This window comes from Desulfobacter vibrioformis DSM 8776 (genome assembly GCF_000745975.1).
GTDB classification, from domain to species: domain Bacteria; phylum Desulfobacterota; class Desulfobacteria; order Desulfobacterales; family Desulfobacteraceae; genus Desulfobacter; species Desulfobacter vibrioformis.
Genome location: NZ_JQKJ01000001.1, coordinates 105,629 through 129,815 on the forward strand (window position 1 = coordinate 105,629; position 24,187 = coordinate 129,815).

General features: G+C 50.7%; 20 protein-coding genes. 16 read left to right on the forward strand and 4 right to left on the reverse strand.

Annotated features, from left to right (window positions below; all coding sequences use genetic code 11):
• The first annotated feature begins 393 nt into the window (after window positions 1-393).
• The 7 genes from Q366_RS00410 (at window position 394) to Q366_RS00440 (ending at window position 9,753) form a co-directional block, all read left to right on the forward strand.
• On the forward strand, window positions 394-2,139 hold the full coding sequence (locus Q366_RS00410) for a methyl-accepting chemotaxis domain-containing protein (protein WP_156968075.1): 1,746 nt from the start codon (window positions 394-396) through the stop codon (window positions 2,137-2,139).
• Window positions 2,140-2,164: 25 nt separating this feature from the next.
• Complete coding sequence (locus Q366_RS00415) at window positions 2,165-2,530, forward strand: response regulator (RefSeq protein WP_035235321.1); 366 nt, start codon at window positions 2,165-2,167, stop codon at window positions 2,528-2,530.
• A gap of 21 nt (window positions 2,531-2,551) precedes the next feature.
• Complete coding sequence (locus tag Q366_RS00420) at window positions 2,552-4,525, forward strand: chemotaxis protein CheA (protein WP_035235324.1); 1,974 nt, start codon at window positions 2,552-2,554, stop codon at window positions 4,523-4,525.
• 70 nt (window positions 4,526-4,595) lie between these two features.
• Window positions 4,596-6,392 (forward strand): methyl-accepting chemotaxis protein, encoded by a 1,797-nt coding sequence (locus Q366_RS19940; protein WP_051957726.1) that lies wholly within the window; start codon window positions 4,596-4,598, stop codon window positions 6,390-6,392.
• Between the two features lie 11 nt (window positions 6,393-6,403).
• Window positions 6,404-6,853: a chemotaxis protein CheW gene (locus tag Q366_RS00430; protein WP_035235327.1), complete on the forward strand. Its 450-nt coding sequence runs from the start codon at window positions 6,404-6,406 to the stop codon at window positions 6,851-6,853.
• Window positions 6,854-7,024: 171 nt separating this feature from the next.
• Complete coding sequence (locus Q366_RS00435; protein ID WP_035235330.1) at window positions 7,025-8,395, forward strand: sigma-54-dependent transcriptional regulator; 1,371 nt, start codon at window positions 7,025-7,027, stop codon at window positions 8,393-8,395.
• Between the two features lie 2 nt (window positions 8,396-8,397).
• Complete coding sequence (locus tag Q366_RS00440; RefSeq protein ID WP_035235332.1) at window positions 8,398-9,753, forward strand: sensor histidine kinase; 1,356 nt, start codon at window positions 8,398-8,400, stop codon at window positions 9,751-9,753.
• 15 nt (window positions 9,754-9,768) lie between these two features.
• Here Q366_RS00440 and Q366_RS00445 read toward each other — a convergent pair whose 3' ends face one another.
• Complete coding sequence (locus Q366_RS00445) at window positions 9,769-10,644, reverse strand: HDOD domain-containing protein (protein ID WP_035235334.1); 876 nt, start codon at window positions 10,642-10,644, stop codon at window positions 9,769-9,771.
• Between the two features lie 233 nt (window positions 10,645-10,877).
• On the opposite strand from Q366_RS00445, the gene Q366_RS00450 reads away from it, so the two are divergent.
• From Q366_RS00450 to Q366_RS00470, 5 genes are all read left to right on the forward strand, one after another.
• The gene (locus Q366_RS00450) at window positions 10,878-12,419 is read left to right on the forward strand and encodes a leucyl aminopeptidase (protein ID WP_035235336.1); all 1,542 of its coding nucleotides are present in this window, start codon (window positions 10,878-10,880) and stop codon (window positions 12,417-12,419) included.
• Window positions 12,420-12,526: 107 nt separating this feature from the next.
• A complete protein-coding gene (mutY, locus tag Q366_RS00455) occupies window positions 12,527-13,603 on the forward strand; it encodes an A/G-specific adenine glycosylase (protein WP_245619832.1) in 1,077 nt (358 codons plus the stop codon).
• 21 nt (window positions 13,604-13,624) lie between these two features.
• Window positions 13,625-15,352, forward strand: coding sequence for a YcaO-like family protein (locus tag Q366_RS00460; protein ID WP_035235337.1), 1,728 nt, complete (start codon window positions 13,625-13,627; stop codon window positions 15,350-15,352).
• Window positions 15,353-15,360: 8 nt separating this feature from the next.
• Complete coding sequence (locus tag Q366_RS00465; RefSeq protein ID WP_035235339.1) at window positions 15,361-17,244, forward strand: GNAT family N-acetyltransferase; 1,884 nt, start codon at window positions 15,361-15,363, stop codon at window positions 17,242-17,244.
• A gap of 51 nt (window positions 17,245-17,295) precedes the next feature.
• A complete protein-coding gene (locus tag Q366_RS00470) occupies window positions 17,296-17,721 on the forward strand; it encodes an OsmC family protein (RefSeq protein WP_035235341.1) in 426 nt (141 codons plus the stop codon).
• Here the strand turns inward: Q366_RS00470 and Q366_RS00475 are convergent.
• On the reverse strand, window positions 17,711-18,154 hold the full coding sequence (locus Q366_RS00475; protein WP_035235342.1) for a PPC domain-containing DNA-binding protein: 444 nt from the start codon (window positions 18,152-18,154) through the stop codon (window positions 17,711-17,713). The two genes, Q366_RS00470 and Q366_RS00475, sit on opposite strands and share 11 nt — an antisense overlap.
• 232 nt (window positions 18,155-18,386) lie before the next feature.
• Here Q366_RS00475 and Q366_RS00480 point away from each other — a divergent pair, with 232 nt between their 5' ends.
• The 4 genes from Q366_RS00480 to Q366_RS00495 all read left to right on the forward strand — a co-directional run bounded on the left by Q366_RS00480 (window position 18,387) and on the right by Q366_RS00495 (window position 22,653).
• Window positions 18,387-19,316 carry an alpha/beta fold hydrolase gene (locus Q366_RS00480; RefSeq protein ID WP_035235344.1) on the forward strand — a complete coding sequence of 310 codons (930 nt, stop codon included), beginning with the start codon at window positions 18,387-18,389 and terminating at the stop codon, window positions 19,314-19,316.
• Between the two features lie 316 nt (window positions 19,317-19,632).
• Window positions 19,633-21,030: an MATE family efflux transporter gene (locus Q366_RS00485; RefSeq protein WP_035235346.1), complete on the forward strand. Its 1,398-nt coding sequence runs from the start codon at window positions 19,633-19,635 to the stop codon at window positions 21,028-21,030.
• A 26-nt stretch (window positions 21,031-21,056) separates the two neighbouring features.
• Window positions 21,057-21,902 (forward strand): deoxyribonuclease IV, encoded by an 846-nt coding sequence (nfo, locus tag Q366_RS00490; RefSeq protein WP_035235347.1) that lies wholly within the window; start codon window positions 21,057-21,059, stop codon window positions 21,900-21,902.
• A 19-nt stretch (window positions 21,903-21,921) separates the two neighbouring features.
• Window positions 21,922-22,653 (forward strand): DUF1722 domain-containing protein, encoded by a 732-nt coding sequence (locus Q366_RS00495; RefSeq protein WP_035235349.1) that lies wholly within the window; start codon window positions 21,922-21,924, stop codon window positions 22,651-22,653.
• A 43-nt stretch (window positions 22,654-22,696) separates the two neighbouring features.
• Here the strand turns inward: Q366_RS00495 and Q366_RS00500 are convergent, their stop codons facing one another.
• Window positions 22,697-23,446, reverse strand: a complete 750-nt coding sequence (locus Q366_RS00500; protein WP_035235351.1) for a ParB N-terminal domain-containing protein — start codon at window positions 23,444-23,446, stop codon at window positions 22,697-22,699.
• 36 nt (window positions 23,447-23,482) lie between these two features.
• Complete coding sequence (locus Q366_RS00505) at window positions 23,483-24,136, reverse strand: nitrite/sulfite reductase domain-containing protein (RefSeq protein WP_035235353.1); 654 nt, start codon at window positions 24,134-24,136, stop codon at window positions 23,483-23,485.
• Window positions 24,137-24,187: the final 51 nt, after the last annotated feature.

Genomic DNA, 24,187 nt, shown 5'->3' on the forward strand with positions numbered 1-24,187 from the left:
ATGAGTCAAATTCAAAAAAAATGGGCAGCAATTATAAATTTGGCCAGTTGGTACTTGTGTGGTGGTCCATATTGGCAGGGGGTCCAGAATGACACAGTTGTCTGAAAAATTAATTTTATGCATTAATTTTCAGGGATTTTCTGCTTTCAAACGATCCATGTATGCCGGATTGGCATAGGTTCTCTCTGCGGTTTTTAATCCTTTTTTTTAAGGGTTCTCTCTTCCGGCATATCGTCAACAATTACCAAAACGGTTCTAACCATCTGAATTCATATTTATATATTTTATTTTGCGTGCTTTTCTATTTAAATTTATTAGTTTAAAATTAGGTGGTATGGTAAATGCTAGCTGAGGCTGTTAAAGAATAAAAATTACCTTAAAAGGTTGTTGTCAATGGAAGAGTCAATAGTATCCCTTATACCCCACACCATGAATACCCTGGATAAAGTTGTTGACGCCTCTGAAGAACAGTTTCTTCTCCTGGTGCAACGGCTCCAGTCCATCTACGAAAAGGCCGGGGGCCTGACAGACCAGACGATAGCCTCTGCTAAGGCGGTTCAGAAAAAGGAAGGCAATCGCCTTGACCAAATCTCAAATCTGGCTGAAAAAGATATTGCCAGGCTTAATTTCATCCAAAAAAATATCCAGGACAACATCCGGATTTTTCCGAGGGCCCTGAGGCACTTGGGGCACCTGGCTCTTTTTTTGGAGGATATCGACAGGGCCGCCAGGATGGTCAGCACCATTGCATTGGAATTTATGGCGGAAACCGCCAGGATCGGAAATCTGGATATGAATTTTACCGTTCTGGCAAATGAAATAAAAGCGCTGTCCAGCAAAACCTTTGAGATATCAGATCAAATCAGACTGGAGTCCCGGGAGGTAAAAAAAACCTTTGAGGGGTCACAAACGGTCGTTACCCGGGAAAGTGAACATTTGGCCGGGCTGGCACAAAAGGCTGAAACCTCTGTGGAAGAGGCCATGGACAAAATTCGGGAACTGGCTGCCCTTTCCGTCACCTCCCTTGAGTCGGCCACCGGTATATCAAAAAATATTAATGACCAGATCGGACAGATCATTGTGTCCTTGCAGATGCAGGACAATATCAGTCAGCGGATCAGCCACATTAACCAGGGGTTCTCAGATATCCGGACCCTTGTACTTTCCGACCGGGCCATTGGAAGTTCCCCTTACACCCCTGAACAAAGAACGCGTCTGGCCTTTACCATCTACCGGCTCCAGGTGTCACAGTTGAATCTGGTTATCACAGACTTGAACCAGGCCTGCCAGAATAATTTTGAGGCGTTTGAGCGGATCGCCGGTCAGATCGAAGGATTAAGGCAGATGTTTGAAGACACCGGAACCCGGGAAAACTATACCCGGATTTTTAAAGGTCTTTCAGCAGGCATGGCCCAGCTGGCTGCCATTCGGAAGCAGAGCCTGGCCATTTTGGCACGGTTTAAAAAAATTGCAGATAAATCCGTTTGTGCCGGTGAAAATCTTTCCCAGCAGGTCTCCCTGGTCAGGGATGTCAGTGAGGACGCCCATATCAAGGCATTGAATGCCATTATCGCCGCCCATAAGCTGAGGCGGGACGGATCGGTTTATCATGTTCTGGCCATGGAACTTAAGGACCGGGTCACCCATATATCCGGGCTGGCTGAAAACACAGAGCAGGCCATTGCAAAAATCGCAGATGCCACAGGGAGAATCTCCACAGAACCCCCGGGCGGATCAACAAAAGAATCCTTTGATAAAGACCGTCCCCAAGACTTGCTGGCATCTTTGTATCAGAACCTGGCAGGACAGATGGACGCTGTGGTTTCCGGATGTGCCCTGCTCACGGCGTCTGTCAAAGAGGCGGTTATAGAGCTTGACGCCATCGGCCTGTTGTCAAGATCCCTTGAAGATATCCAGGCTGAACTGGGGCCCCTGGAAGAGTACTTTTCATGCCTTGGCGAACCTGCTGACGAACTTCTTTTCAATGATCCTTATTTTTATGAGCGATACACCATGGCTTCGGAACGGCTTGTCCACAGGGAAGTCCTTGGACAGGACGGCCCTTGCGCATTGGATACTGAGGCATTGGAACAAACCGGTTCCGGGGACGGTCTGGGGGATAATATAGAATTTTTCTAACGTTTAAGAAAAGGAGCAAAGGAAATTGAGTAAAACCATTCTCATCGTCGATGATTCGGCCAGCATGCGGCAGCTTGTAACGCTCACCCTGAACAATGCAGGATTTAATGTTATCCAGGCAAAGGACGGCAAAGACGGGGTGAACAAATTTTCCCGGGACAAAATGGATCTTGTCATCACGGATTTGAATATGCCGGTGATGGACGGAATCGAAATGATCCGGCAGATCCGGTCCGGGAACAGCCATCAATTTGTTCCGATTATCCTTTTGACCACCGAATCCCAGGAGGAAAAGAAAAAACAGGGAAAACAGGCCGGTGCCACCGGATGGATCGTCAAACCCTTTAAACCGGAACAACTGGTTGCCGTTGCCAAAAAAGTACTGGGGTAATGGAACCCCAAGGAGACAGGAATGGATATTTCAGCAGACACATTTAAAGAAGAAGCCTGCGATCTTTTAGAAGAGCTGGAGACTGCCCTGCTGGAACTTGAGGAAACTCCCGAAGACATGGATCTTGTGGGCAGGGTTTTCAGGGCCATGCATACCATTAAAGGCTCCGGTGCCATGTTTGGATTTGATGCGGCTTCGGCGTTCACCCATCATGTTGAATCTGCCTTTGACCTGGTCAGGGACGGCAAAGTTGCGGTGAGCAAACCCTTGATCAACCTGACCCTGACCGCCCGGGATCATATTTCAACGCTGCTTGACCTGGACGGCCCTGCCGATGACGGCCTTTTGGCCCAAGGGGATGCGTTAATCAAAAAACTCAGGGAAATGATGCCTGATGCCGGCGAAAACGGCACCGGCCAAGACGCCTCTCCCCTAGGGGAGCCCAATGATGCCCGGGACATTCCTGCCGTGGTGACATTCCGGATATGGTTTAAGCCCTTTGCCCACCTGCTGTCCACGGGCAACAATCCCCGCTTGCTTTTGGATGAATTGCGTGAACTGGGCCAATGCAGTGTGGTGGCCCACACCGGGGATATCCCTGATCTGGAATCCCTTGACCCCAGGTCCTGTTATCTGCTCTGGGATATTTTACTGACAACGGACAAAGGGGAAAACGCAATTAAAGATGTTTTTATCTTTGTGGAAGACGATTGTGAACTGGTCCTTGAACCGGTTTATGATGACCGGAAGGACGAGGCGGAACATAAGCCCCCCCCAAGTGATGTCAGGGCCCCCTTGACAGAACAGGAACAGATAAAGCAGCAGCTCAGGCAGAAAAAAGAAAAAGCGGCCGCTGCCAGTCTCCGGGTCCCAGTGGACAAACTCAACCAACTGGTGGCCCTGGTGGGAGAATTGGTTACGGTCCAGGCCCGTCTGAGCAGACATGCGGCAGGCCATAAGCACCCTGAACTGGTTTCCATTGCAGAGGATGTGGAGATGCTGTCATCGGATCTTCGGGACAACGCCATGAGCTTAAGAATGCTTGAGATCGGCTCCACATTCTCCACGTTCAGGCGTCTGGTCAGGGATCTGTCCGATGAACAGGGCAAGGCAATCGAACTGACGACCTCGGGCGGTGAAACAGAGCTGGACAAAACCGTGATCGAACAGCTCAAAGACCCCCTGGTCCATATTATCCGAAACAGTATTGACCACGGCATTGAAGCCCCCGGGATCAGAAAAGAGCAGGGCAAGCCACCTGCCGGCAGCATCCATCTGAGTGCAGAGCATTCAGGGGCCAATGTCCTGATCCGTATAAAGGATGACGGCAGGGGAATAGATCCTGAAATCATCCGGGAGAAAGCAGTGCAAAAGGAGCTGATTTTACCCGGAGATGACCTTACCCCAAAACAGATCCTTCAACTGGTTTTTGCCCCGGGATTTTCAACTGCGGCCCAGGTGACCGACCTCTCAGGCAGGGGTGTGGGCATGGACGTGGTAAAAAGAAAGATAGCAAACCTGAACGGTGAGGTGGCGCTTGAAAGTGTCAAGGGAAAGGGCACCACCCTGACCCTGAAACTGCCCCTGACCCTGGCCATCATTGACGGCCTTTTGGTTACCCTGGCCGACAATTATTTTATTCTTCCCCTGTCATCGGTGGAGGAGTGCGTGGAACTGTCCATGAGTGAACAGAATAAAAACAGGAAAAAAAATCGCCAGATACTTAACATCAGAGGCGATATGGTCCCCTATATCCGGCTTCGGGACGAATACGGGATCACCCGGGATGAACCCGAACTCCAGCAGGTTGTGGTCATGCGGGTGAATGGCGGCCGAACCGGCTTTGTGGTGGACAACGTCATCGGCAGCCACCAGACCGTGATCAAGAATATCGGCAACGCATTCAGGCAGGCCCGTGATATTTCCGGTGCCACCATCCTGGGAGACGGGCGGGTGGCCCTGATTTTGGATGTCAACAAGGTACTTGAAGTTTAACGGTACCCTAAAAAATCCAACCGCCCTTCGGCCATGTCCGAAGGGATAAATTAAAGGAATTCAAGTTATTATGAACAGTTGTTGTTTTAAAAATTGGAATCTTTTTTCAAAAATCGGGCTCATCAGCCTGCTGATTATCCTCATTATGATGATAAGCCTCTTTTTCATCATCCTGCCTGACATGAAAAAGCAGATCACTGCCGAACGTCAATTGGGACTCAAACAAACCGTTGAGGTGGCACGGGATATCATGGACCATTACAACAATCTTGCCAACGCCGGCAGTCTGCCCCTGGAAACTGCCAAAAAAAATGCCCTGGCAGCCATCACAGATTTAAGATACGGCGCCAACGAATATTATATGGTGGTTGACAGCCGGTTCATCTCCCTGGCGAACGGGGTTAAACCGGAACTTGTGGGTAAAGACGTGTCCGGGCTCAAAGATGTCCACAACAAGTTCTTTATGAAGGATCTGATTGGGATGGCCCTGGAAAAAGGAGAGGTATTTGTGGATTATTACTGGCCCCGGCCTGGATCTGAAGAACCGGTGCCAAAGATATCATTTGCCATGAGTTACGCGCCCTGGGACATGGTTATTTTCAGCGGCCTTTACACCGATGACCTGGAAAAGGAGATCCGGGCGCTCTATGTGCAGGTGTCATCCATTGCCGCAGGGATTATTTTTGTGGCCGTTCTTTTGACCGTGTTCATTGCCCGGAAGATCACCCGGCCCATCAACCAGTGTATGCGCCTGGCCCAGGCCATTTCCATCGGTGATCTGACAGGGACCCTTGATTTGGACCAGAGGGATGAACCCGGCTGCCTGGCTGCCAGCCTGAACCAGATGACAGCCAACCTCAAGCAGACGGTTCAGGTGGCCCAGGATATTTCCAACAGAGATCTGACCGTTAAGGTCAAGCCCCATTCGGAGAAGGACATGCTGGGCAAGGCTCTCCAAAAAATGGTGGCCACCTTAAGGCAGACTATTTTTGACGTTATCAACGGGGCCGAAAGTGTGGCCTCGGGCAGCCAGGAATTGAGTGCAGCTTCAGAGCAGCTTTCCGCCGGTGCATCCGAGCAGGCCGCTTCCGCGGAAGAGGTCGCCTCTTCCATGGAGCAAATGAGCGCCAATATCCGCCAAACCGCAGAAAATTCCCAGCTTACCGAGAAACTGGCCTCCCAGGCTGCCCTGGATGCGGCCCAGGGCGGAGCATCCGTAAATCAGACCCTTGGGGCCATGAAAGATATTTCAGACAAGATTTCCATTATTGAAGAAATCTCCCGCCAGACCAATATGCTGGCCCTGAATGCGGCCATAGAAGCGGCAAGGGCCGGGGAACACGGCAAGGGCTTTGCCGTGGTGGCAGATGCGGTCAGAAAGCTTGCCGAAAGAAGCCAGGCTGCCGCAGCCGAGATCGCCACGCTTTCCATATCCAGTGTCTCCATCGCAGAAACTGCCGGAAAGATGCTGGATAAAATCGTCCCTGCTGTTCAGAAAACATCGGAACTGGTCCAGGAGATCAATGCATCATCCGTAGAACAGAGCGCCGGGGCCGAACAGATCAACCAGGCTTTGACCCAGTTAGACCAGGTGATCCAGCAGAATGCTTCTGCCTCGGAAGAGATGGCCGGTACGTCCCAGTCCCTGGCCTCCCAGGCTGAACACCTGCTTACTTCCATCCACCTTTTTTCCATAGACCGGAAGGAAAGGCCAAAAACGGAAACGCAATCCGAAATTATTGAAGAACGGTTTGAAGCAAGGATTCCCGAGCGCCGGGAAAGACCCCGGGGGATTGACCTTGACCTGGGAGAGCCCGGGTTTGAGTCCGGACCCGCCCTGGACCAGGCATTTGAGTCCTATGCATAAAGGAGGACGCCATGTCACCCAATAGAACGGAACAGTTTCAGTTTTTAACCGTACGGCTGGACCAGATTATATTTGCCTTTAATATCAAGAAAGTCAAAGAACTCATTGATCCTGTACCCATTACTCCGGTGCCGAGGATGCCCGAATATATGCTGGGTGCCATCAACCTGAGAGGAGAGGTGCTGCCGCTCATGGACCTTTGTCTGCGATTCGGCCTTAATCAGACCGCCCAAAGCATTGATACCAGCATTGCCATTGTGGAGACCGGCCAGGGAGAAGATACCTGCCGGCTGGGTGTCAGGGTTGACGCTGTGGATCAGGTCCTCTCCCTTGACAACGAGTTGATTTTGGCCCCGCCGGACATGGGGTTCAACATTCCCAAAAAATTTATTGAAGGGGTAGGGCAGGTCAAAGATGAATTTATTATCATACTGGCCATTGACCGTCTTCTGCCGGAATAACAGTCATGGGCCCCTTGGGTTATCCAACCGGGAACTGTCTGCAACAATATTGTTATTATATTATTAAGGACATATTAGGTTAAAAATGCTTTCATACAAATTCATTGAAATCATCACTGAGTTTATTTATATTGCCAGGCGCCGGACCTTTTTTGATCGGAATTCTGGAAAATGTTAAAGCAGATAATTGTCATTGATGATGAAAAAGATTTTTTGGAAACCATGAAAAGAGGGCTGGTCCTGTCCGGTTACCGGAAGGTGGCACTTGAGAACGACCCTTCCCAGGCCCTTCAGCGTTTCGAAAATGGTGAAAATTTTGATGCAGCACTCATTGATATCACCATGCCCGGGATGGACGGTATTACCTTGCTGGGAAAGATCAAATCCGCAAGCCCCCATACCGAATGCATCATGGTCACGGCCCTGAACGAAGCGTCCATGGCCATGGACTGTATCCGGAAAGGGGCCTATGACTACCTGGTCAAGCCCATTTCCAGGAATGACCTTTTCGTAAGCCTTTCCAGGGCCCTGGAACGTCAAAGTATGCTTGAAATTCTGGATATCAGAAAATCCCAGTCCCTAAGTGATCTTGATAACCCGGCTGCCTTTTCAGGGATTATAACCCAGTCCGCATCACTTATCCGGGTTTTGAGGGAAGCCGAGCTTCATGCAAAAAGCGATGTCCCCATCCTGATCACGGGGGACAGCGGCACCGGAAAGGAGCTTTTAGCCAGGGCGATCCACAATGCAAGTCCACGGCACGACAGTCCTTTTTCAGCCATCAACATGGCTGCCATATCCGCCCCCCTCTTTGATGCCGAGTTTTTTGGACACACCAAAGGGGCGTTTACCGGGGCCCAGGCCAGCCGGGAAGGATATCTTTGTTCAACAAACAGGGGCAGCCTGTTTTTGGATGAAATCGGCTCTCTTTCCCTGGAACTCCAGGGAAAACTGCTCAGGGTCCTTCAGGAGGGTGAGCATATCCCCCTTGGCAAAGACAGTCCCGTAAAAACGGATCTGCGCTTTATTGCCGCCACCAATGAAGATATTGAATCACAGATCCTTGACCATACCTTTCGCAGCGATCTTTATTACCGGCTCAAAGGGGCCTGGCTCCATTTGCCGCCTTTAAGGCAGCGCAAAGAGGACATTCCCCTGCTGGCCGGATATTTTTTAAAACCGGCAAAAAATATCGGCAGGGATTTAAGTTTTCACCCCGAAGCCATGGCCCGGCTAAAGGAGTATGATTTCCCGGGCAATATCCGGGAACTGAAATCCATTGTTCTCAGCGCCGCCAACCTGTGCCGTGAAAAGGAGATCAGCACGAAACACCTCCCGGCCCAGTTTCGAAAAAACACACCCAGGGCCTGTGTTCCACCCCCCGGGGTGTCAGAAACGCCCGAAACGTTAAAGAGTGTTGAAAAAAAATATATTCTCAGCATTTACGAAATGACCGGAAAAAACAAATCCAGATCCGCTGCACTGCTGGATATCGGGTTAAATACCCTGAGGCGGAAACTGCACGCCTACGGTGTGAACTGACCATGGTTTTTTCAAAACCGTCTTCAGGGGGAAAAAAGGTCACCATTACGGGTGCGGGGGATAATCAAAACGCCTGTCAGATCCTTGAACAGGCCCTTGACGACCTTGAATTCAGAATTGCCAAAAGAACCACCCAACTGGAAGCGGCCAACCAGGATCTTAAAAATGAAATCAAGGAAAAACTCAAAGCACGGGATGACCTGCTGAGAAAGGAAAAACATCTTAAAGCGGTTCAGGCCATTGCTGCGGTGGGCAGTTTCTTTGCCTTTCCCCCTGATTTTGAGATGGATTGCTCGGACGGATTTTTCAGGCTGTTCGGCTATGAACCTGCCCAGGTCCCTGTGGATTTCTCCTTTATGAAAGATCATATTCATTCAAGGGATCTGGACCGGTTTGAAAAAGACATTAACCTTTTCAAAAAATACTTTGCCCCCTTTGACCGGGAATACCGGATTGTCACGCCCAAAGGTACGATCCGGGAGATCCGGGTGATCATCACCACCTTGTACAACCCGAACAAGCATCCCCAGGAGATCCGGGGGGTTATCCAGGATATCACCGAAAGCAAAGCCATGGCGCGCCAGGTCATCCGGAATGAAAAACTGGCTTCCCTGGGATTCATGGCCTCGGGGGTGGCCCATGAGATTAATAACCCCAATAGTCTGATCTCATTTAATATTCCCATTCTCCGGGAATACCTTGGGGGCCTGTTTTCCATTGCAGACCAATATGCGCTGAAAAACAAGGGGCTTGAACTTTGCTGCATGCCCTATGAGGAATTTAAAAAAGATGTGGTCAAACTGACCAACAATATTGAAAACGGGTCTGCCCGCATCAATAAAATAGTCTCGAATTTCAGATCCTTTGTTCATATAAAGCGGAACGTGGAGTATCAAAAATCCGATATTAACGCATTAATCCGGGGGTGTATTGATATCTCCGATGCCAAGATGAAAAAACTGGTCCGCCATTTTGAAGTCAGGATTCCCGATGATCTGCCCAAGATTTACACCGAACCGGAGGTGCTGGAAATTGCCGTGATCAACCTTCTGATCAATGCGGCCCAGGCCTGTGATAAACCCGATTCCCATGTTTGCCTCAGTGTGGAATATAGAAATTTTCCAAAACCCAGGCTGATTATCCAGGTCAGCGACAACGGCTGCGGAATGGACAAGGAAACCGTATCCAGGGCATTTGACCCTTTTTTTTCAACCAAGTCCTCGGACCAGGGCACAGGCATAGGGCTGTCTTTATGCCATAATCTGGTCTCCTCTTTGGGGGGGAATATAGAGGTGGAAAGCACGCCCGGGAAAGGAGCTGCTTTCAAAATCATCCTGCCAGACCTCAGGAATGAATAGTGACGGCCATAACGGTCAGAACACCTTTAACAAGGATTCCACTTCCCTTATTTTAAAGGAAAAATCTGAAATGATCCGGGTTATATCCTCCACCCGAAATCCGGTGCGTTTTAATGCCTGTTTATGGAACCTGCCGGTCAAGCCGTCCGCTCGATCTGCTCCGTCCGCTTCATTTGATCCAATATCCATACCCATCATCATGCAGATGCAGTCCGCCAGGTAGACCACGGTGATATTCATATCCTGCATTGTTTTGATGTCGCGGATATGGTGGCAGCGAATGATTTTAACCATATTGGGGGAGAATTTCCACATTGTGGCGATCATTGCCCCAAGTTCGGCATGGTCCACGCCGATCACCTCTTTTTCAGCCGCCATGGCGCTAAGGTCCTTATCTGCCATCAGGCCACAGATTTTTTCATTGGCATTGTCAACAAATCTGTCCAGAACGGTCTTTCCCATATCTTTGAGCAAGGCTGCCGTAAAAATACCGGCCGAGCCCGGCATGTTAAGTTCATCAGCGATTTGCCTGGCGATCAGGGCTGAAGAGACCGAATACTTCCAGATGGCTCCCTGGCTTGGGCTCTGTCCGTCCGGTTGTGTGTTGAATATGTCTGCACCGGATTTAAGCAGCACCAGGTTGATAATCTGGTCCATGCCCAGGAGGGCCGCGGCATCTTTGATGGATTCCACGGGATGTTTTAACCCGAAAAACGCCGAATTGGCTGTTCGCAGGACCGCGGCCGTGATGGCCGGGTCATACTGGATAATTTTTGCCACTTCAGCCATGCTGGCATTGGGGTTGTTGAGCGCATCCAGCAGGGGGTGGATCACTGCGGGTACGGGTTTAAGATTTTTTATTTCCCTGACCAGGGTCTGGACGGTTGTCATATTTTTTTCACCAAGTGCCTTGCAGATTTGGATAAGAAAATTTACAAGCGTTATTCTACCGAATCAGTGTACAATTTGCCATAAAATTCGCCATGCGGATGAACAGCGCCTCCCCCGGCACCGGCCTTGGCAGGAAAACGCTTTTTACCTGGCCCGGGTTTTATGGTAAATTCCAATCATTTTGAACTGTTCAAATAATTGGTTTTCAAACAACTGGTAAAAAAGGTGTCCCCATGAAAAAAGACCGCATCACCACTATAAACAAAACTGCCGAAACAATTGAAACCGATCTTCTGGTTTATTTTGCCGTGGAGGCAAAGGGTAAAATGCCTGAATGCGATACTGCTGTACACTCCCAGGTTAAAAAGGCGTTTGAATTAAAGGATTTTTCCGGCAAGGCCGCAGAACAGATATTGTTTTACCCGCCGGCCCGGTCAAAGATTGCTGCTGCCCGGGTTCTGGTTTTAGGTACAGGCCCTGTGAATAAGGAAAAGGATAAAGGGGCTGCCCTGGACATGCTCCGGGAGGTCGGCGGAGAGGTTGCCAAGGTGTGTGCATCGGTTAAGGCCAGGGATGTGGTGGTCTGCCTGCCACCCCCAAAACATCTCTCCCCGGCCCTGACTGATCCGGAAATATCTGCGGGCGCCCTGGCCGAAGGCATCATCCTTGGGGATTACCGGTTTGAAAAATATAAGGAAAGCACCAGGAAGAAAACCGATTACCCCGGGCTTGATGAGATAAAGTTTGTATGCAAAGATAATCTTAAAATTGTTCACCAGGGCGTTGAGAAGGCAAAAAATGCGGCTTTTGCCGCCTGTACGGCACGGGATATGGCCAATGAGCCGGGCAATCATTGGACCTCTGCTGATTTTGCGGCATATGCCAAACAGCTTGCCGCAGACACGGGGCTGGGGTACCGGTGTCTGGAAAAAAAAGAGATGGAACAGATGGGCATGGGCGGGATACTTGCCGTCAACCAGGGCTCCTATGTGCCGGCACGCATGGTGGTCCTTGAATATTTGCCGGAAAACAGAACCGAAACCATCCTTCTTGTGGGCAAGGGGCTGACCTTTGATTCCGGTGGCATCAGCATCAAGCCGTCTGCGGGTATGGAGGAGATGAAATATGACATGTGCGGCGGTGCGGCGGTCATGTGCGCCATGCAGGCCGTGGCCCTGGAAAAGCCGGATGTGGGTGTTGTGGCCATTGTTCCTGCCACGGATAATATGTCCGGGTCCAGGGCCCTTCACCCCGGCGACATTATCAGCCATTACAACGGGGTGACAAGTGAAGTGGTCAACACCGATGCCGAAGGCCGCCTTATCCTGGCCGATGCCCTGGCCTGGGGCATTGAGCATTTCAAGCCCGCCTGCGTGCTTGACGCGGCGACCCTGACAGGCGCGGTCATCATTGGCCTTGGCCATCATTATACCGGGCTTGTGTCCAATAATAACGCCCTGGCCAAGGCGGTTGAGGCTGCCGGAAGTCTGGCCGGAGAACCTGTCTGGCGTCTGCCCCTGAATAAAAACTATGAAAAACAGATCGAATCCGATGTGGCGGACATTAAAAACACCGGGGGAAAACCAGCCGGCACCATAACCGCAGCAGCTTATCTGTCAAAATTTGTGGGTAAAACCCCTTGGGCACATCTGGACATTGCAGGCACGGCCTGGGAGTTTACCAAAAAGGCTTATATCCCCAAGGGGCCTTCGGGAACGGCCACCAGAACATTTATTAATCTGGTGCGAAACTGGAAACCCGGCAAAATAAAATAATGTTTGAACAAAAAGTCACCCACCTGCGGCGTTGCAGGAAAATTTGCATCTGGGCAACTTTTTGTCCAAACACTGGGTACATAAAATGAATGCAAAAGGACGCGGTGATGAACCTGGGACCTGAAAAAATAAAAATCGTTCAATCCGCCTTAATGGCCTGGTACCGGGACAATTGCCGACAGCTTCCCTGGCGCAGGGACAGCTCCGTGTACCGGGTATGGGTCAGTGAGGTGATGCTCCAGCAGACCCAGGTCAAAACCGTGATTCCCTATTATCTCAAGTTCATGGAAACCTGGCCTGATCTTAAGGCCTTTGCCGCCGCCGACCTTGAGACCGTGCTTAAGGCCTGGGAGGGCCTTGGCTATTATGCCAGGGCCAGAAATCTCCACAAGGCTGCCGGTATGGTGGTCCGTGATATGGGCGGCATTATTCCGGATGATTATGAGGGGTTTAAAAATCTTCCGGGTGTAGGGGACTATATTGCCTCGGCTGTGCTCTCCATTGCCGGGGCAAAGCCCCATGCCGTGGTGGACGGAAATGTCAAGCGGGTTCTGGCAAGGCTTTTGTGCATTGACACGCCTGTGAACCACAGTGCTGCCCACAAAACATATAAGGCCATTGCCGCAAGGCTTTTGTATGAAAAGGACCCGGGCACATACAACCAGGCTGTCATGGAGCTTGGCGCCCTGGTCTGCACCCCCAAAACACCGGATTGCGGCGCATGTCCCCTGGCCCGGGAATGCCTGGCCTGTGAAAAGCAGGTAACCGCTCTTTTTCCCCGGCGCCTGGAGAAAAAAAAGGTGCCCACGGTTCATATTGCCGCAGGCATTGTCAGGAAAAACGGAAACGTCCTGATCACCCGAAGAAAACTTGACGGGCTTTTGGGCGGATTATGGGAATTTCCCGGCGGCAAGGTGGAACCCAAAGAGTCCCCTGAACAGGCCTGCATCCGTGAGATCCGGGAAGAAACCGGCATTGAGACGGGAAATCCGCAATTTTTAACCCGGGTTTTTCACGCCTATACCCACTTTAAAATTGAAATGGATGTGTTCTTCTGCGATTATATCTCCGGCCGGGTGATTCTCAACGGTCCCATTGACCATAAATGGGTCAGGGTAGGTCAGCTTTACCAGTTTCCTTTTCCCCGGGCCAATCTTAAGTTCATGGAATTGATTACTAAATAAATGTGAAAGGCTTTAAACCCCATGGGTTATAAAATAATACTCCAAGACGCCCCGAAAAATTATACCTTTGACCAGGATAAGATCATCTCTCCTTCGGACACTGTCCGGCGGTTCCGGGAAAAGGCAGCCACTCTGGACCTTGATATCCTGAGCCGGACCCGGCGCATCGACAACGGCCGCCTGGATATTCCGGTATTTTATTCTGAGTGCGGTGCGGATGCAAAACAGGTGACCGGCACCAATAAACAGATGGGCAAAGGCGGGACCCCGGAACAGTCCGAGGCAAGCGCTGTCATGGAACTGGTGGAGCGGTTCAGCTTTTTCTCCTTTGCCGAAGATGAAAAAAACTTTATCCATGCCACGCCTGGTCAGCTTGGGGAAACGGCCCTGGATTATGGACTGATCACCCAGTCTGTCCATGACGATGAAGCCGAAGCGTTAAAAGTCAAACCCGTGTTTGATTCTCTGCCCCTGAAATGGACCAGGGGATATGATCTCACCGATAAAAAAGAGGTGAATATCCCCTTTAACTGGTTTTATATGATCAATGAGTTTAACGGCCCCAGTGCGGGCAACTGCACGGAAGAGGCCTTGATCCAGGGCATTTGTGAGCTTGTGGAGCGTCATGTCTGTTCCCGGGTATCCCGGGAAAAATTAAAGGTGCCCGGCATCCGCCTGGATTCCTTTAAAGATCCCCTTGTGCGGGAACTTCTTGCCAAATATGAAACCCAGGGCATCAGGGTCTATGCAAGTGATCTCAGCCTTGACACGGGCGTTCCCACCATAGCGGTGCTGGCCTGGGATCCCTCCACCTTTCCGGACACAAGCGAGATCGTATGGACCGCGGGCACGGCCCCGTCCCCGGAAAAGGCCATGGGCCGGGCCCTGACCGAAGTGGCCCAGCTTGCCGGGGACTTCAACACCGGGTCCAATTACGCGGCATCCGGCCTGCCCAAATTTACGGATATTGAAGCCGCCGGATATATCACCCATCCTGAAACCATGGTGGATGCCGCTGATTTGCCGGACCTGTCTGCCGACAATATGCGGGTGGAAGTGGAACGCCTGATCCGGATTCTTGGGGATAAAGGCTTTCATCTGCTCTCCATTTGCACCACCCACCCAGGTCTTGATATCCCGGCCTTTTACACCATCATGCCCGGGGCCCATTTCAGGGAGCGGGCAGATGAGGCCAGTGTGGGCATGTTTGCGGCCCGGCTGATTACGGAAAATTTCCATCCCATGCTGGCCCTTGACCGGCTGGATGAACTGGAAGCGCTGATTCCGGGAAAATACTACACCAGTTTCTACAAAGGATTGATGTTCAGCGCCCTGGAAGAGGGGGAAGATGCAATCAAACAGTTCCAGGCCGCCCTTGACCGTGGCCCTTCCAGGCGCAACCTGCCTGATATATGTTCCCATATGGCTGCGGCCCAGAAAGATTCAGGACTGTTGGACCCGGCCCTTGATACCTGTCAAACCGGTCTTGATGCCGACCCCCAGCGCCCTGATATCCTGAACACGGCCGGGGCCTGCTGTTTTATGAAAAAGGATTTCAAAACCGCGATTACCTATTTTGAAAAAGCCCTGGATGTGGACCCGAGCCAGGCCATCAATTATGCCAATATGGGGTCCTGTTACCGGGAACTCAAAGAACCGGTACTTGCAGTTAAATTTTATGAAATGGCTTTAAACATAGATCCGACCATTGAATTTGCACGGGATAATATTAAAAAACTAAAAAAATAGCCTGCCTTATGTTCAGGAAAAAAATACCTGCCTGGAAAAAACAGTGTGTGTCCACAGAGAAAGTGCTGTCCAAGATTGAGCCGGGCATGCATATTTTTATTGGTACGGGAACTGCCGAACCCAGAACCCTTGTGAATGCGCTCATGAGCGCCGACGGCTGCAACCTGGAGGATCTGACCCTGATCCAGCTGCTCAGTTTCGGAGATGCCGTATCCTATAACGCGCTGGAATCCCATCGTTTTCGTTTGAAAACCTTTTTTTCCGGATGGGTGTCAGCCCTGGCTATCACCGCAGGCCTGGTGGACCTGATTCCTGCCCGGTTCTCCGGGATTCCCCTGCTCATGAGGGACGGACTGATACCCATTGATGTGGCTTTTCTCCAGGTTACCCCGCCCAATGACAGCGGATATTGCAGCTTCGGCCTGGGTGTGGATGTGGCCAGGCAGGTGATGAAGCAGGCCAGTTTTGTGGTGGCTGAGATCAATGAACACATTCCCTTTACCCTGGGGGACACCTTTGTCCATATTAGCGAATTTCACATGCTGGTCCAGGCCCGGGTTCCGCCCTTTTATTTCCCAAGATACCCCGTGGACCCGGTGTTTGACAAAATCGCTGAAAATGCAGCCTCGGTGATTGATGACGGATCATGCGTTGCCTTTACCTACGGTCCCATTTACGAGGCCCTGGCCCGGCACCTGGCAAAGAAAAAAAGCCTGGGCATCCATACCCCGTTTTTCACGGATGCGCTCATGGATCTTGTTGAAAGCGGGGCAGTCACCAACCGGGAAAAGGGGATGTTCCGGGGCCGGTCTTTGACCACCTATGCCCTGGGCTCCAAAAAGCTGATGGCGTGGCTGGACAAAAATCCCATGGTGGAGTTCCAGGGTATTGACAAGATATTCAACCCATTGCAGATCGGGCGTAACAAAAAGTTTGTCATGGTCCTGCCGGTGCGGCGGGTGGCCCTGTCCGGCCGGGTGGCCCTTTTCGCCAGTTCTGCCAATACTTCCGCAGATTCGGGCCAGATTGCAGATATCCTCAATGGGGCCGAGCTCTCCCGGGGCGGGTACAATATTGTGGCCCTTCCCAGCCGGAACAAGGACAACGTGCCAAATATCCGTCTGTTTCTTGATGATACCCCGGACCAGCTCAGTTTTCCGGAATGCATTGACCTTGTGGTCACGGAATACGGGGTGGCCCACATCAGGGGCAGAAGCTTGCGGGAACGGGCCCAGGCCCTGATTGAGATTGCCCATCCCGAAGACCGCCAAGGTCTTGTGGAAGGGGGCAAAAAAGAGAATCTGCTCTATCCGGACCAGATGTTCATTGCCGATTCCGCCCATTTTTATCCCAAGGAGATCGAAACCACCCAGACTTTCAACGAGAATCTGCAGGTTCGGTTCAGGGCCATCAAGCCGTCGGATGAAGAGCAGATGCGCAGGCTGTTTTACCGGTTTTCCGATGACGCCATTTACTACCGTTACTTTGCACCCATCAAAGCCATGCCCCATGCCAAAATGCAGGCCTATGTCAACGTGGATTACAGGGAAGTGCTGTCCGTGGTGGGCCTTGTGGGTGAACCCGGCAGCCAGACCATCATTGCCGAGGCAAGAATTGCCAAGCATCCGGACAAACCGTTCATGGATATCGCCTTTGTTGTGGACGAGGCATACCAGGGCATTGGCATTGCCTCTTTTCTGTTTAAGATGCTTTCCCGTCTGGCAAAGGAGCGCAGGGCCGTAAAAATAACCGCTGATGTCCTCTCCTCCAACCGGGCCATGCTCAAGGTCTTTGAAAAGGGCGAATATCCCCTGACTGCCAAACTTGACGATGGGGCTTACGCCATCAGCATTGATTTGACAAAACCCGGCGCCAGACCTGGGGCACATTGATGGTATGTGTAACAAAAACGTGAACCCGAAAAATAAGGAAGCAAATCCCCCATGAAAATATCAGGCAGAAAAACCGGAAAACTGGCTTTTGAAATCAATCAGGACAGCTACACCTACACCCTTGATGCCCCTGAAAGCGCTGGCGGCGAAGGCAAAGGTCCATCGCCCAAAGGCCTTCTCTTAAGCGGCCTGATCGGGTGTACCGGCATTGATGTGGCCATGATCCTTGGCAAAATGCGGGTGGGCATCCAGGATATGGAAATCACGGCAGAAACCGAGCTGACAGACCAAGCGCCCTCGGTATTTAAGGAAATTACCTTGTCTTACCACATCACCGGCAATGAAAAAGATGCAGACAAAATAAAACGGGCCGTGTCCCTGTCCATGGAAACCTATTGCGGGGTCTCTGCCATGCTGGCAAAAAACAGCCGTATTATCCCTAAAATTTACCTGAACGGTAAAGAGATTATGGGTTGAGCAATTCAAATCCTGTAATTGGATCGAACACACGTACAGCACGAGTATCAATTAATTCAAATAAAATAACCTCTAATATATGCCATGTCCTGACACCGTTGCGGATACATCCGGTTACAGTTGAATCTTCTCTTCCGCAAGCGATGTGCATGTGTAATTTGGGTTCCCCTTTCTCGTTGGGAAAGATTGTGCCTGTTCCCACGATTTCATTCACATTATTGAGAATATGTTCCATTGGCGTAATTGATTCTGTCCGTCCATGCTCTGGCCCGACAATGAGCTTACTGTCTTTATCAGCGCCTCCGATAATGGTTAACGCCGCCGCCTTTATTGCTTTTTCATTCGCAAATTTTTCAATCTCTTTGTGTATGATATCGCCGTCTTCAAGACGAATAATGTAGATTCTTCCCTGTTTTGCCTGTGAGTACTTCATGTGTTAATCTCTTTATTTTTATATAAATTTTTTAGTTATTTTTCTGCATGACTCGATAAAAAGCATTCCATGTTCAATATCAGAAAAAAGCTGCACTGACAATAAAAGCGGTCGTTGCCCGGCAATGTACTTGTCTTGACAATCATAAAATAGATGGCGTAATCCATTACATCAAAAATGTGGCAGGGACCTGAATCTTTTGCTGTTAAACTTTAAATTCAAGGATAAATCCATGACATTTAAACCATCTATCGCGTTTAGAGCCAAAGCCAAGGCCGGGGAGGCTATGGTAGAGGCCTTTAGTAAAACAATCGGCAAGCAGCTGGGGGTGACCCTTCATACCCACCAGGGCCCGCCGCTTATGGCGTGGGCCAAAATCGGATCGGACAAAAAAGAGACCCTGGTCATGATTCATGGCTTTGGGGACCGAAAAGAAAGCTTTTATTTCATGTCAAAATTTTTAAAAGAAAAGCTGAATCTTGTTATTCCGGATCTGCCGGGGTTTGGAAAGTCTTGTATGGACCCGGATCTTGTTTATAGTTTGGAGAATTATATTGACTGGTTGGGGCGGTTCATTGAACAAACCGGTCCGGAATCGTTCCACCTTGCCGGATGTTCCATGGGGGGGGCCATTGCCGCAAAGTTTGCGGCCCAATTTCCTTCCAGAGTCAAATCCTTGTCTTTGGTGGACCCGGCCGGTTTTTACCTGCCCGGGAAGCACTCTGTTTATGATGAGGCCCTGGCCGGGTCCAATATTTTTCATATAAGTTCTCCCTCGGATTTCGAGAGTTTACAATCAAGACTTTTTAGAAAAAGCCCGCCGCTTCCTGCGTGTGTCAAGGAGTATATGATTTTAAAGGCCATGGGGGACCGGACGTGGCTTGCCAAGATATTTGATGAACTGATGGACATGGATTCAATAAAGTCCGGCAACATCTCTTTGGAACAGGCCTCTTTAAATCATCTTTGCAAAGCGATTACCATGCCTGTTATGCTGTTTTGGGGACGCCATGATTCTCTTTTGCCCTGGGAAACAGCGCTGTTTGTAGAAAAATTATTTCCCCGTGCACAGGTTCATATCTATGAGGAATATGGCCACGTTCCCCATTTGGAGGGCCCCAAAAAATTGGCCGGGCACATGCTGGATTTTATATGCGGGTAGACGCTTTTGGGAACGGGTCCAGGCCCTGATTGAGATCGCCCATCCCGAAGACCATCCCTGCCTTGCGGGCGGACCCGGCAACCAGGCCATCATTGCCGCGGTAAGGATTGCAGCAATTATAAATTTGACCAGCCCACAATTGTGCGGTGCCCGCCATATCCTCCAACGGTGGGCACAAAAAAGCGTGCCCACTCTACCGGCTGGGCTTGATTTTTTACCATGAAGTCCATTCTTCATGTCCGTCCGGAAATAGCCTTGACCTGACACCCCTGCTGATATAGGATTTTCTATTTTAATCTAAAGCAGGCCTTTTTATATGCATGTCACAGACCGGGAGACAGTACTTCCCCCAAGACTTTTTTTAAGCCTGCTTTTTACCCTGGCCCTGCCCATTTCCCTGCAATACCTTCTGACCTGTTCCATGGCTGTGATAGACATGCTCATGATCGGCCAGCTTAATGATGCTGCGGTGGCTGCCGTGGGCATTGCCAACCAGTTTGTTTTTATCTTTTTTGTCATCCAGTTCGGCATCCACTCGGGCATAGCCATATTTACGGCCCAGTACTGGGGCAAACAGGATATCTCACGAATCCACCAGTTGTCCGGTCTTGGGATACTGGCAGGCTTTGCCATAGGTTGCGTGTTTGCCGGGGCCGCTCTGTTTTTTCCCGGGGCCATGATCTCAGTATTTTCCAGTGATGCCGACGTTGTACGCCTTGGGGCCGGATACCTTCGTATTGTGGGATTTGCCTTTGTTCCTTTCTGCGTCACGTTTTCCTTTATGACCAATATGAGGAGCATGGGGTTTGCCTTCGTGCCCTTGATCGCTTCACTTGCAGCCGTAGTTGTCAATATTGTGCTCAACTACTGCCTGATTTTCGGCAACTTTGGCTTTCCCGCCATGGGTGTTACAGGTGCGGCCATTGGCACCTGCACGGCAAAATTGATTGAAACCGGCCTTTTAACGGCGATCATCTACCTGAAACCCTATCCCCTTGCCGCGTCAGTAAAAAAAATGCTGGGGTTCGACCTTGCCTTTGTCAAGCGGGTCATGGCCACTTGCTGGCCTGTGTTCCTCAATGAAGTTTTCTGGGTTACGGGCGTGAGCATGTACAAACTGGTTTACGCCCGCATGGGGACCCAGTCCATTGCTGCGGTCAATATCGTGGCCACCCTTGAGGAATTTTTATTTGTTCCCTTTTTCGGCATGTTCCATGCCGGGTCCATTCTCATCGGCAACAGCATCGGGGCAAAAAGATACAGCCAGGCGTTTGCCTATGGCAAATTCATGCTTTTGGCCCAGCTTCCCATGGCCCTTGGCGCAGGGCTTGTGCTCATTCTGTGCAGAAATTTCATCCTTGGATTTTACAATATTTCCTTTGCCGCCCACGCCAATGCCTACTACCTGATGCTGACCACGGGTCTAGTCCTTTGGGCAAAGACCACCAATTTTACAACGGTGGTATCGGTGTTCAGGGGCGGGGGAGACACCAGGTTCGGTTTTTTCATGGACCTGAGTGCGGTGTGGTGCATTGGTGTGCCCATGGCGTTCACAGGAGCCTTTGTTCTGCATTGGCCCGTGTACGGTGTCATGGCCCTGATCGCCCTGGAAGAGATGTTCAAGCTGATTATCGGGTTGCCGCGGTTTTTTTCAAAGAAATGGATTAAAGATCTTGTGGCAGATCCGGAAATACGCCCTGGGCAGAATCCTTGAACTATCTGTCATAAAAGGAGAAAAAATTGAAATATCTGGGTGCCCATGTGAGTGCGGCAGGCGGCGTTGAAAACGCGCCGATCAATGCCCAAAAAATAGGCGCCTCCTGTTTTGCCCTTTTTACAAAAAATCAGCGGCAGTGGCAGGCCAGGCCCTTATCAGACAAAAGCATCAATGAGTTTAAAGCAAACTGCAGGGATCTGGGGTTCGGGCCCGGGCAGATTCTTGCCCACGACTCCTATCTCATCAACCTGGGCCACCCGGAACAAGCGGCCCTGGAAAAATCCAGACTTGGGTTCATGGATGAAATGCAGCGGTGCCGTCAGCTTGGCATTGCCATGCTCAATTTTCATCCGGGTTCCACGTTAAAGAAAATCAGCATGGATGAGTGTCTTGCAACCATTGCCCAGTCCATTAACCTTGCCCTTCAAAAGGTGCCGGATGTCATGGCTGTGATTGAAAACACCGCAGGCCAGGGCAGCAATGTGGGATTTGCCTTTGAACAGATAAAAACCATTATTGAGCGGGTGGACGATCAATCCCGCATCGGGGTGTGCATTGACACCTGCCACGCCTTTGCTGCCGGATATGATTTTGTTTCCCGGGAAGGGTATGAGAAAACCTGGGACCTGTTTGACTCAATTATCGGCTTTGAAAAATTAAAGGGCATGCACCTGAACGATGCCAAAAAGCAGATTAATTCCAGGGTGGACCGGCATGAAAGCTTAGGAAAGGGCCAGCTTGGCCTTGCCGCTTTCCGGCAGATCATGGAAGACAAGCGCCTGAACAATATTCCCATGATTCTGGAAACACCTGACAATAACATCTGGGCCAAAGAGATTTCCCTGCTCAAATCGTTGATCAATACCTGAGCCCAGTTAAGGAATTTTCATGAGAATCTGGGATCTTCATCCAGGATACCTGAACCGCCAGAGTTTATTAGGCGAACACCGGGAACTTCACGGCGTGGTTTCCATTATTGTCAACCACAAAAAAGGCTATTCCCGGCACCCGGAAACCCTGCGCTGGATGGATTTTGGCTGGGCACTGAACAAACGCCACCAGCTTTTAGCCGCAGAGATGAAGTTGCGGGGGTATAATGAGCAATCGCCTGTGCGCATCCGGAAAAACAAAGGACTGTGGCCTGATACATTTATTGATGAACCCTATGTCCAGATCCGGCTGCTCATGGAAAAATACCGGAACAAGGAACCGGGACGCATTCGGTTGCCCCAAAATGCCCAGCAGATGTGGCGTCAGCATAAATACGCGGTCATGGCCCGGGATGTGCCCCTGTACAAAAGAATCGGCGCAGATGTGGCCTGTATGGGTCCTGGGGATGATTTCAGCAGCCTGGCCCGCCTTCTGGTGGAAACCTTGAGAACCCCGCCATCCCGGGGTGGATTAAAAAACGCGCTCCAGCATATGTGGGGGTATGTGTCGGACCGGTATGAAGAATCCCGGGAGCCGGTGAACGACTGGTCCATGGCCGCTTTGCTGGCGCGGATTCAGGACATGGCGTTCAGATACCGGCAGCCGTATCTGATGGAATCCGTTGCGCTAAGCGAACTTGCTGTGTGGATAGACGTAATGTCAGTTTCGGACGGCTCATGCGGATTATAATGTATTTTTAAACAGAAGAAAGGTCCACCCACTATGGTGGATTTTATTGTTTCCATGGCCCTTGGTCCCTGATCAGGTCAAGGATCGCTTCAAGATCGGCCACGGCTTTCTCCTGGCTGACCTCCTGCCATCCGTTTTCCCGGATACGGGTCAGCTCTTTGAGAAATTTTCCCAGGGACTGGGTGTACTTTGCCGAAAGCCCGAGCCCGTCGGTCTCCCTGCCTCGAATTTCACCACTTTCACGGCGTTGGGCCTGGACTTCGTTAAAGGCCTTGTTAATGGATTTTTCCCCGGATTGAACCTGTTCCTGGATATCTGGACTGCCGTATTCCATGACTTTTCTGGCTTTATCCACCTTTTGGGGGCTGATGCCCAGCTCTTTGGCCCGGATTTCGTTTTCCGCCTTGCGCGTGGTTTTTTGATCCGCGTCATCTTTTTTGTGCATGTCATCCAAAAGCGCCAGGCACTTTACAATATTATCGTCAGACATGTTGCGCCGGTTTCGCTGGGCATGAAAGCTGTAAAGCAGGGCGTCATCCTCGTCCTCAAAGGATTTATATACCACCGGCACCTGATCCAGGTGCATGTTTCTGGCGGCTGCAAATCGGGTGTGGCCGTCCACGAGTACATTTTCCTCTTTCCAGACCACCAGGGGACATACCGGATCAAACCCATTTACCTCCATGTCCTGGCTTATGGCAGCCAGGGTCTCTTCCTGGATGGGGAACAGTTTGTCAAAGGGGTGCCGGGTGGTTAAGGTGTCAGGGTTTACAAAGGTTGTGTTTAATTCCATTGTTTTTTCCGAATGAATATTGAAGACGTTCCTGGGCTAAAGATAGAGACCTAACTTCTCTTTGATGGTCTGGATCTCCATCTTTTCAACAAAACGGGAGGTCCTTTGCTTGGCCGGGGCGGTTTCGCAGTAAAGATCGAGAAATTTTTGGCAAAGCTCAAGGGCCTTTTGCGTGGACAGGCCTTTTGCCAGTTCATCACCGATTCTGGGTTTCATGCCGGAATTACCGCCCACAAACATGCGCCAGCCTTTGGGTGTGCCGATGAATCCGATGTCCCGGATGCGGGATTCTGCGCAGCTGAAGGTGCAGCCGGAAATGCCCAGTTTGATTTTGGCCGGTGTTGGAACGGAGCCGAATTTTTCCTCAAGGATTTGGGCAAGTCCCATGGCATCCTGCTTGCCAAATTTACACCATTGGGTCCCCGGACATGCCTGGACATAGTGTCCGCCGGGTCTGAATGGCATGGCGTCGCACAGGGCCTGGATCTTTTCCCTGCTGAGCCCGTAAAATTCAATACGTTGTCCCGAGGTCAGCTTCACCGCCGGCACCTCATAGGCCCGGACAAGTTCAGCCATTTTTTCCAGATCCCGGGCGCTGAGTTTCCCGGAAGGCGGCGTGATGCGGGCGGCAAATGTTTTACCGTCCCGTTGCAGGATTACACCGGGGGGAAGGGGTTTTTCTTGTGACATACAGGGTCTCCGGGGATTTTTGTTACAGGTTGAGGGCCGTTGCCTTTAGCA

Excerpts from the sequence above, each read along its gene's own strand:
- Q366_RS00410 (WP_156968075.1), top strand. The coding sequence starts at position 394 with ATGGAAGAGTCAATAGTATCCCTTATACCCCACACCATGAATACCCTG.
- Q366_RS00420 (WP_035235324.1), top strand. The coding sequence starts at position 2,552 with ATGGATATTTCAGCAGACACATTTAAAGAAGAAGCCTGCGATCTTTTA.
- Q366_RS19940 (WP_051957726.1), top strand. The coding sequence starts at position 4,596 with ATGAACAGTTGTTGTTTTAAAAATTGGAATCTTTTTTCAAAAATCGGG.
- Q366_RS00430 (WP_035235327.1), top strand. The coding sequence starts at position 6,404 with ATGTCACCCAATAGAACGGAACAGTTTCAGTTTTTAACCGTACGGCTG.
- Q366_RS00435 (WP_035235330.1), top strand. The coding sequence starts at position 7,025 with ATGTTAAAGCAGATAATTGTCATTGATGATGAAAAAGATTTTTTGGAA.
- Q366_RS00440 (WP_035235332.1), top strand. The coding sequence starts at position 8,398 with ATGGTTTTTTCAAAACCGTCTTCAGGGGGAAAAAAGGTCACCATTACG.
- Q366_RS00445 (WP_035235334.1), bottom strand. The coding sequence starts at position 10,644 with ATGACAACCGTCCAGACCCTGGTCAGGGAAATAAAAAATCTTAAACCC.
- Q366_RS00450 (WP_035235336.1), top strand. The coding sequence starts at position 10,878 with ATGAAAAAAGACCGCATCACCACTATAAACAAAACTGCCGAAACAATT.
- mutY (WP_245619832.1), top strand. The coding sequence starts at position 12,527 with ATGAACCTGGGACCTGAAAAAATAAAAATCGTTCAATCCGCCTTAATG.
- Q366_RS00460 (WP_035235337.1), top strand. The coding sequence starts at position 13,625 with ATGGGTTATAAAATAATACTCCAAGACGCCCCGAAAAATTATACCTTT.
- Q366_RS00465 (WP_035235339.1), top strand. The coding sequence starts at position 15,361 with ATGTTCAGGAAAAAAATACCTGCCTGGAAAAAACAGTGTGTGTCCACA.
- Q366_RS00470 (WP_035235341.1), top strand. The coding sequence starts at position 17,296 with ATGAAAATATCAGGCAGAAAAACCGGAAAACTGGCTTTTGAAATCAAT.
- Q366_RS00475 (WP_035235342.1), bottom strand. The coding sequence starts at position 18,154 with ATGAAGTACTCACAGGCAAAACAGGGAAGAATCTACATTATTCGTCTT.
- Q366_RS00480 (WP_035235344.1), top strand. The coding sequence starts at position 18,387 with ATGACATTTAAACCATCTATCGCGTTTAGAGCCAAAGCCAAGGCCGGG.
- Q366_RS00485 (WP_035235346.1), top strand. The coding sequence starts at position 19,633 with ATGCATGTCACAGACCGGGAGACAGTACTTCCCCCAAGACTTTTTTTA.
- Q366_RS00495 (WP_035235349.1), top strand. The coding sequence starts at position 21,922 with ATGAGAATCTGGGATCTTCATCCAGGATACCTGAACCGCCAGAGTTTA.
- Q366_RS00500 (WP_035235351.1), bottom strand. The coding sequence starts at position 23,446 with ATGGAATTAAACACAACCTTTGTAAACCCTGACACCTTAACCACCCGG.
- Q366_RS00505 (WP_035235353.1), bottom strand. The coding sequence starts at position 24,136 with ATGTCACAAGAAAAACCCCTTCCCCCCGGTGTAATCCTGCAACGGGAC.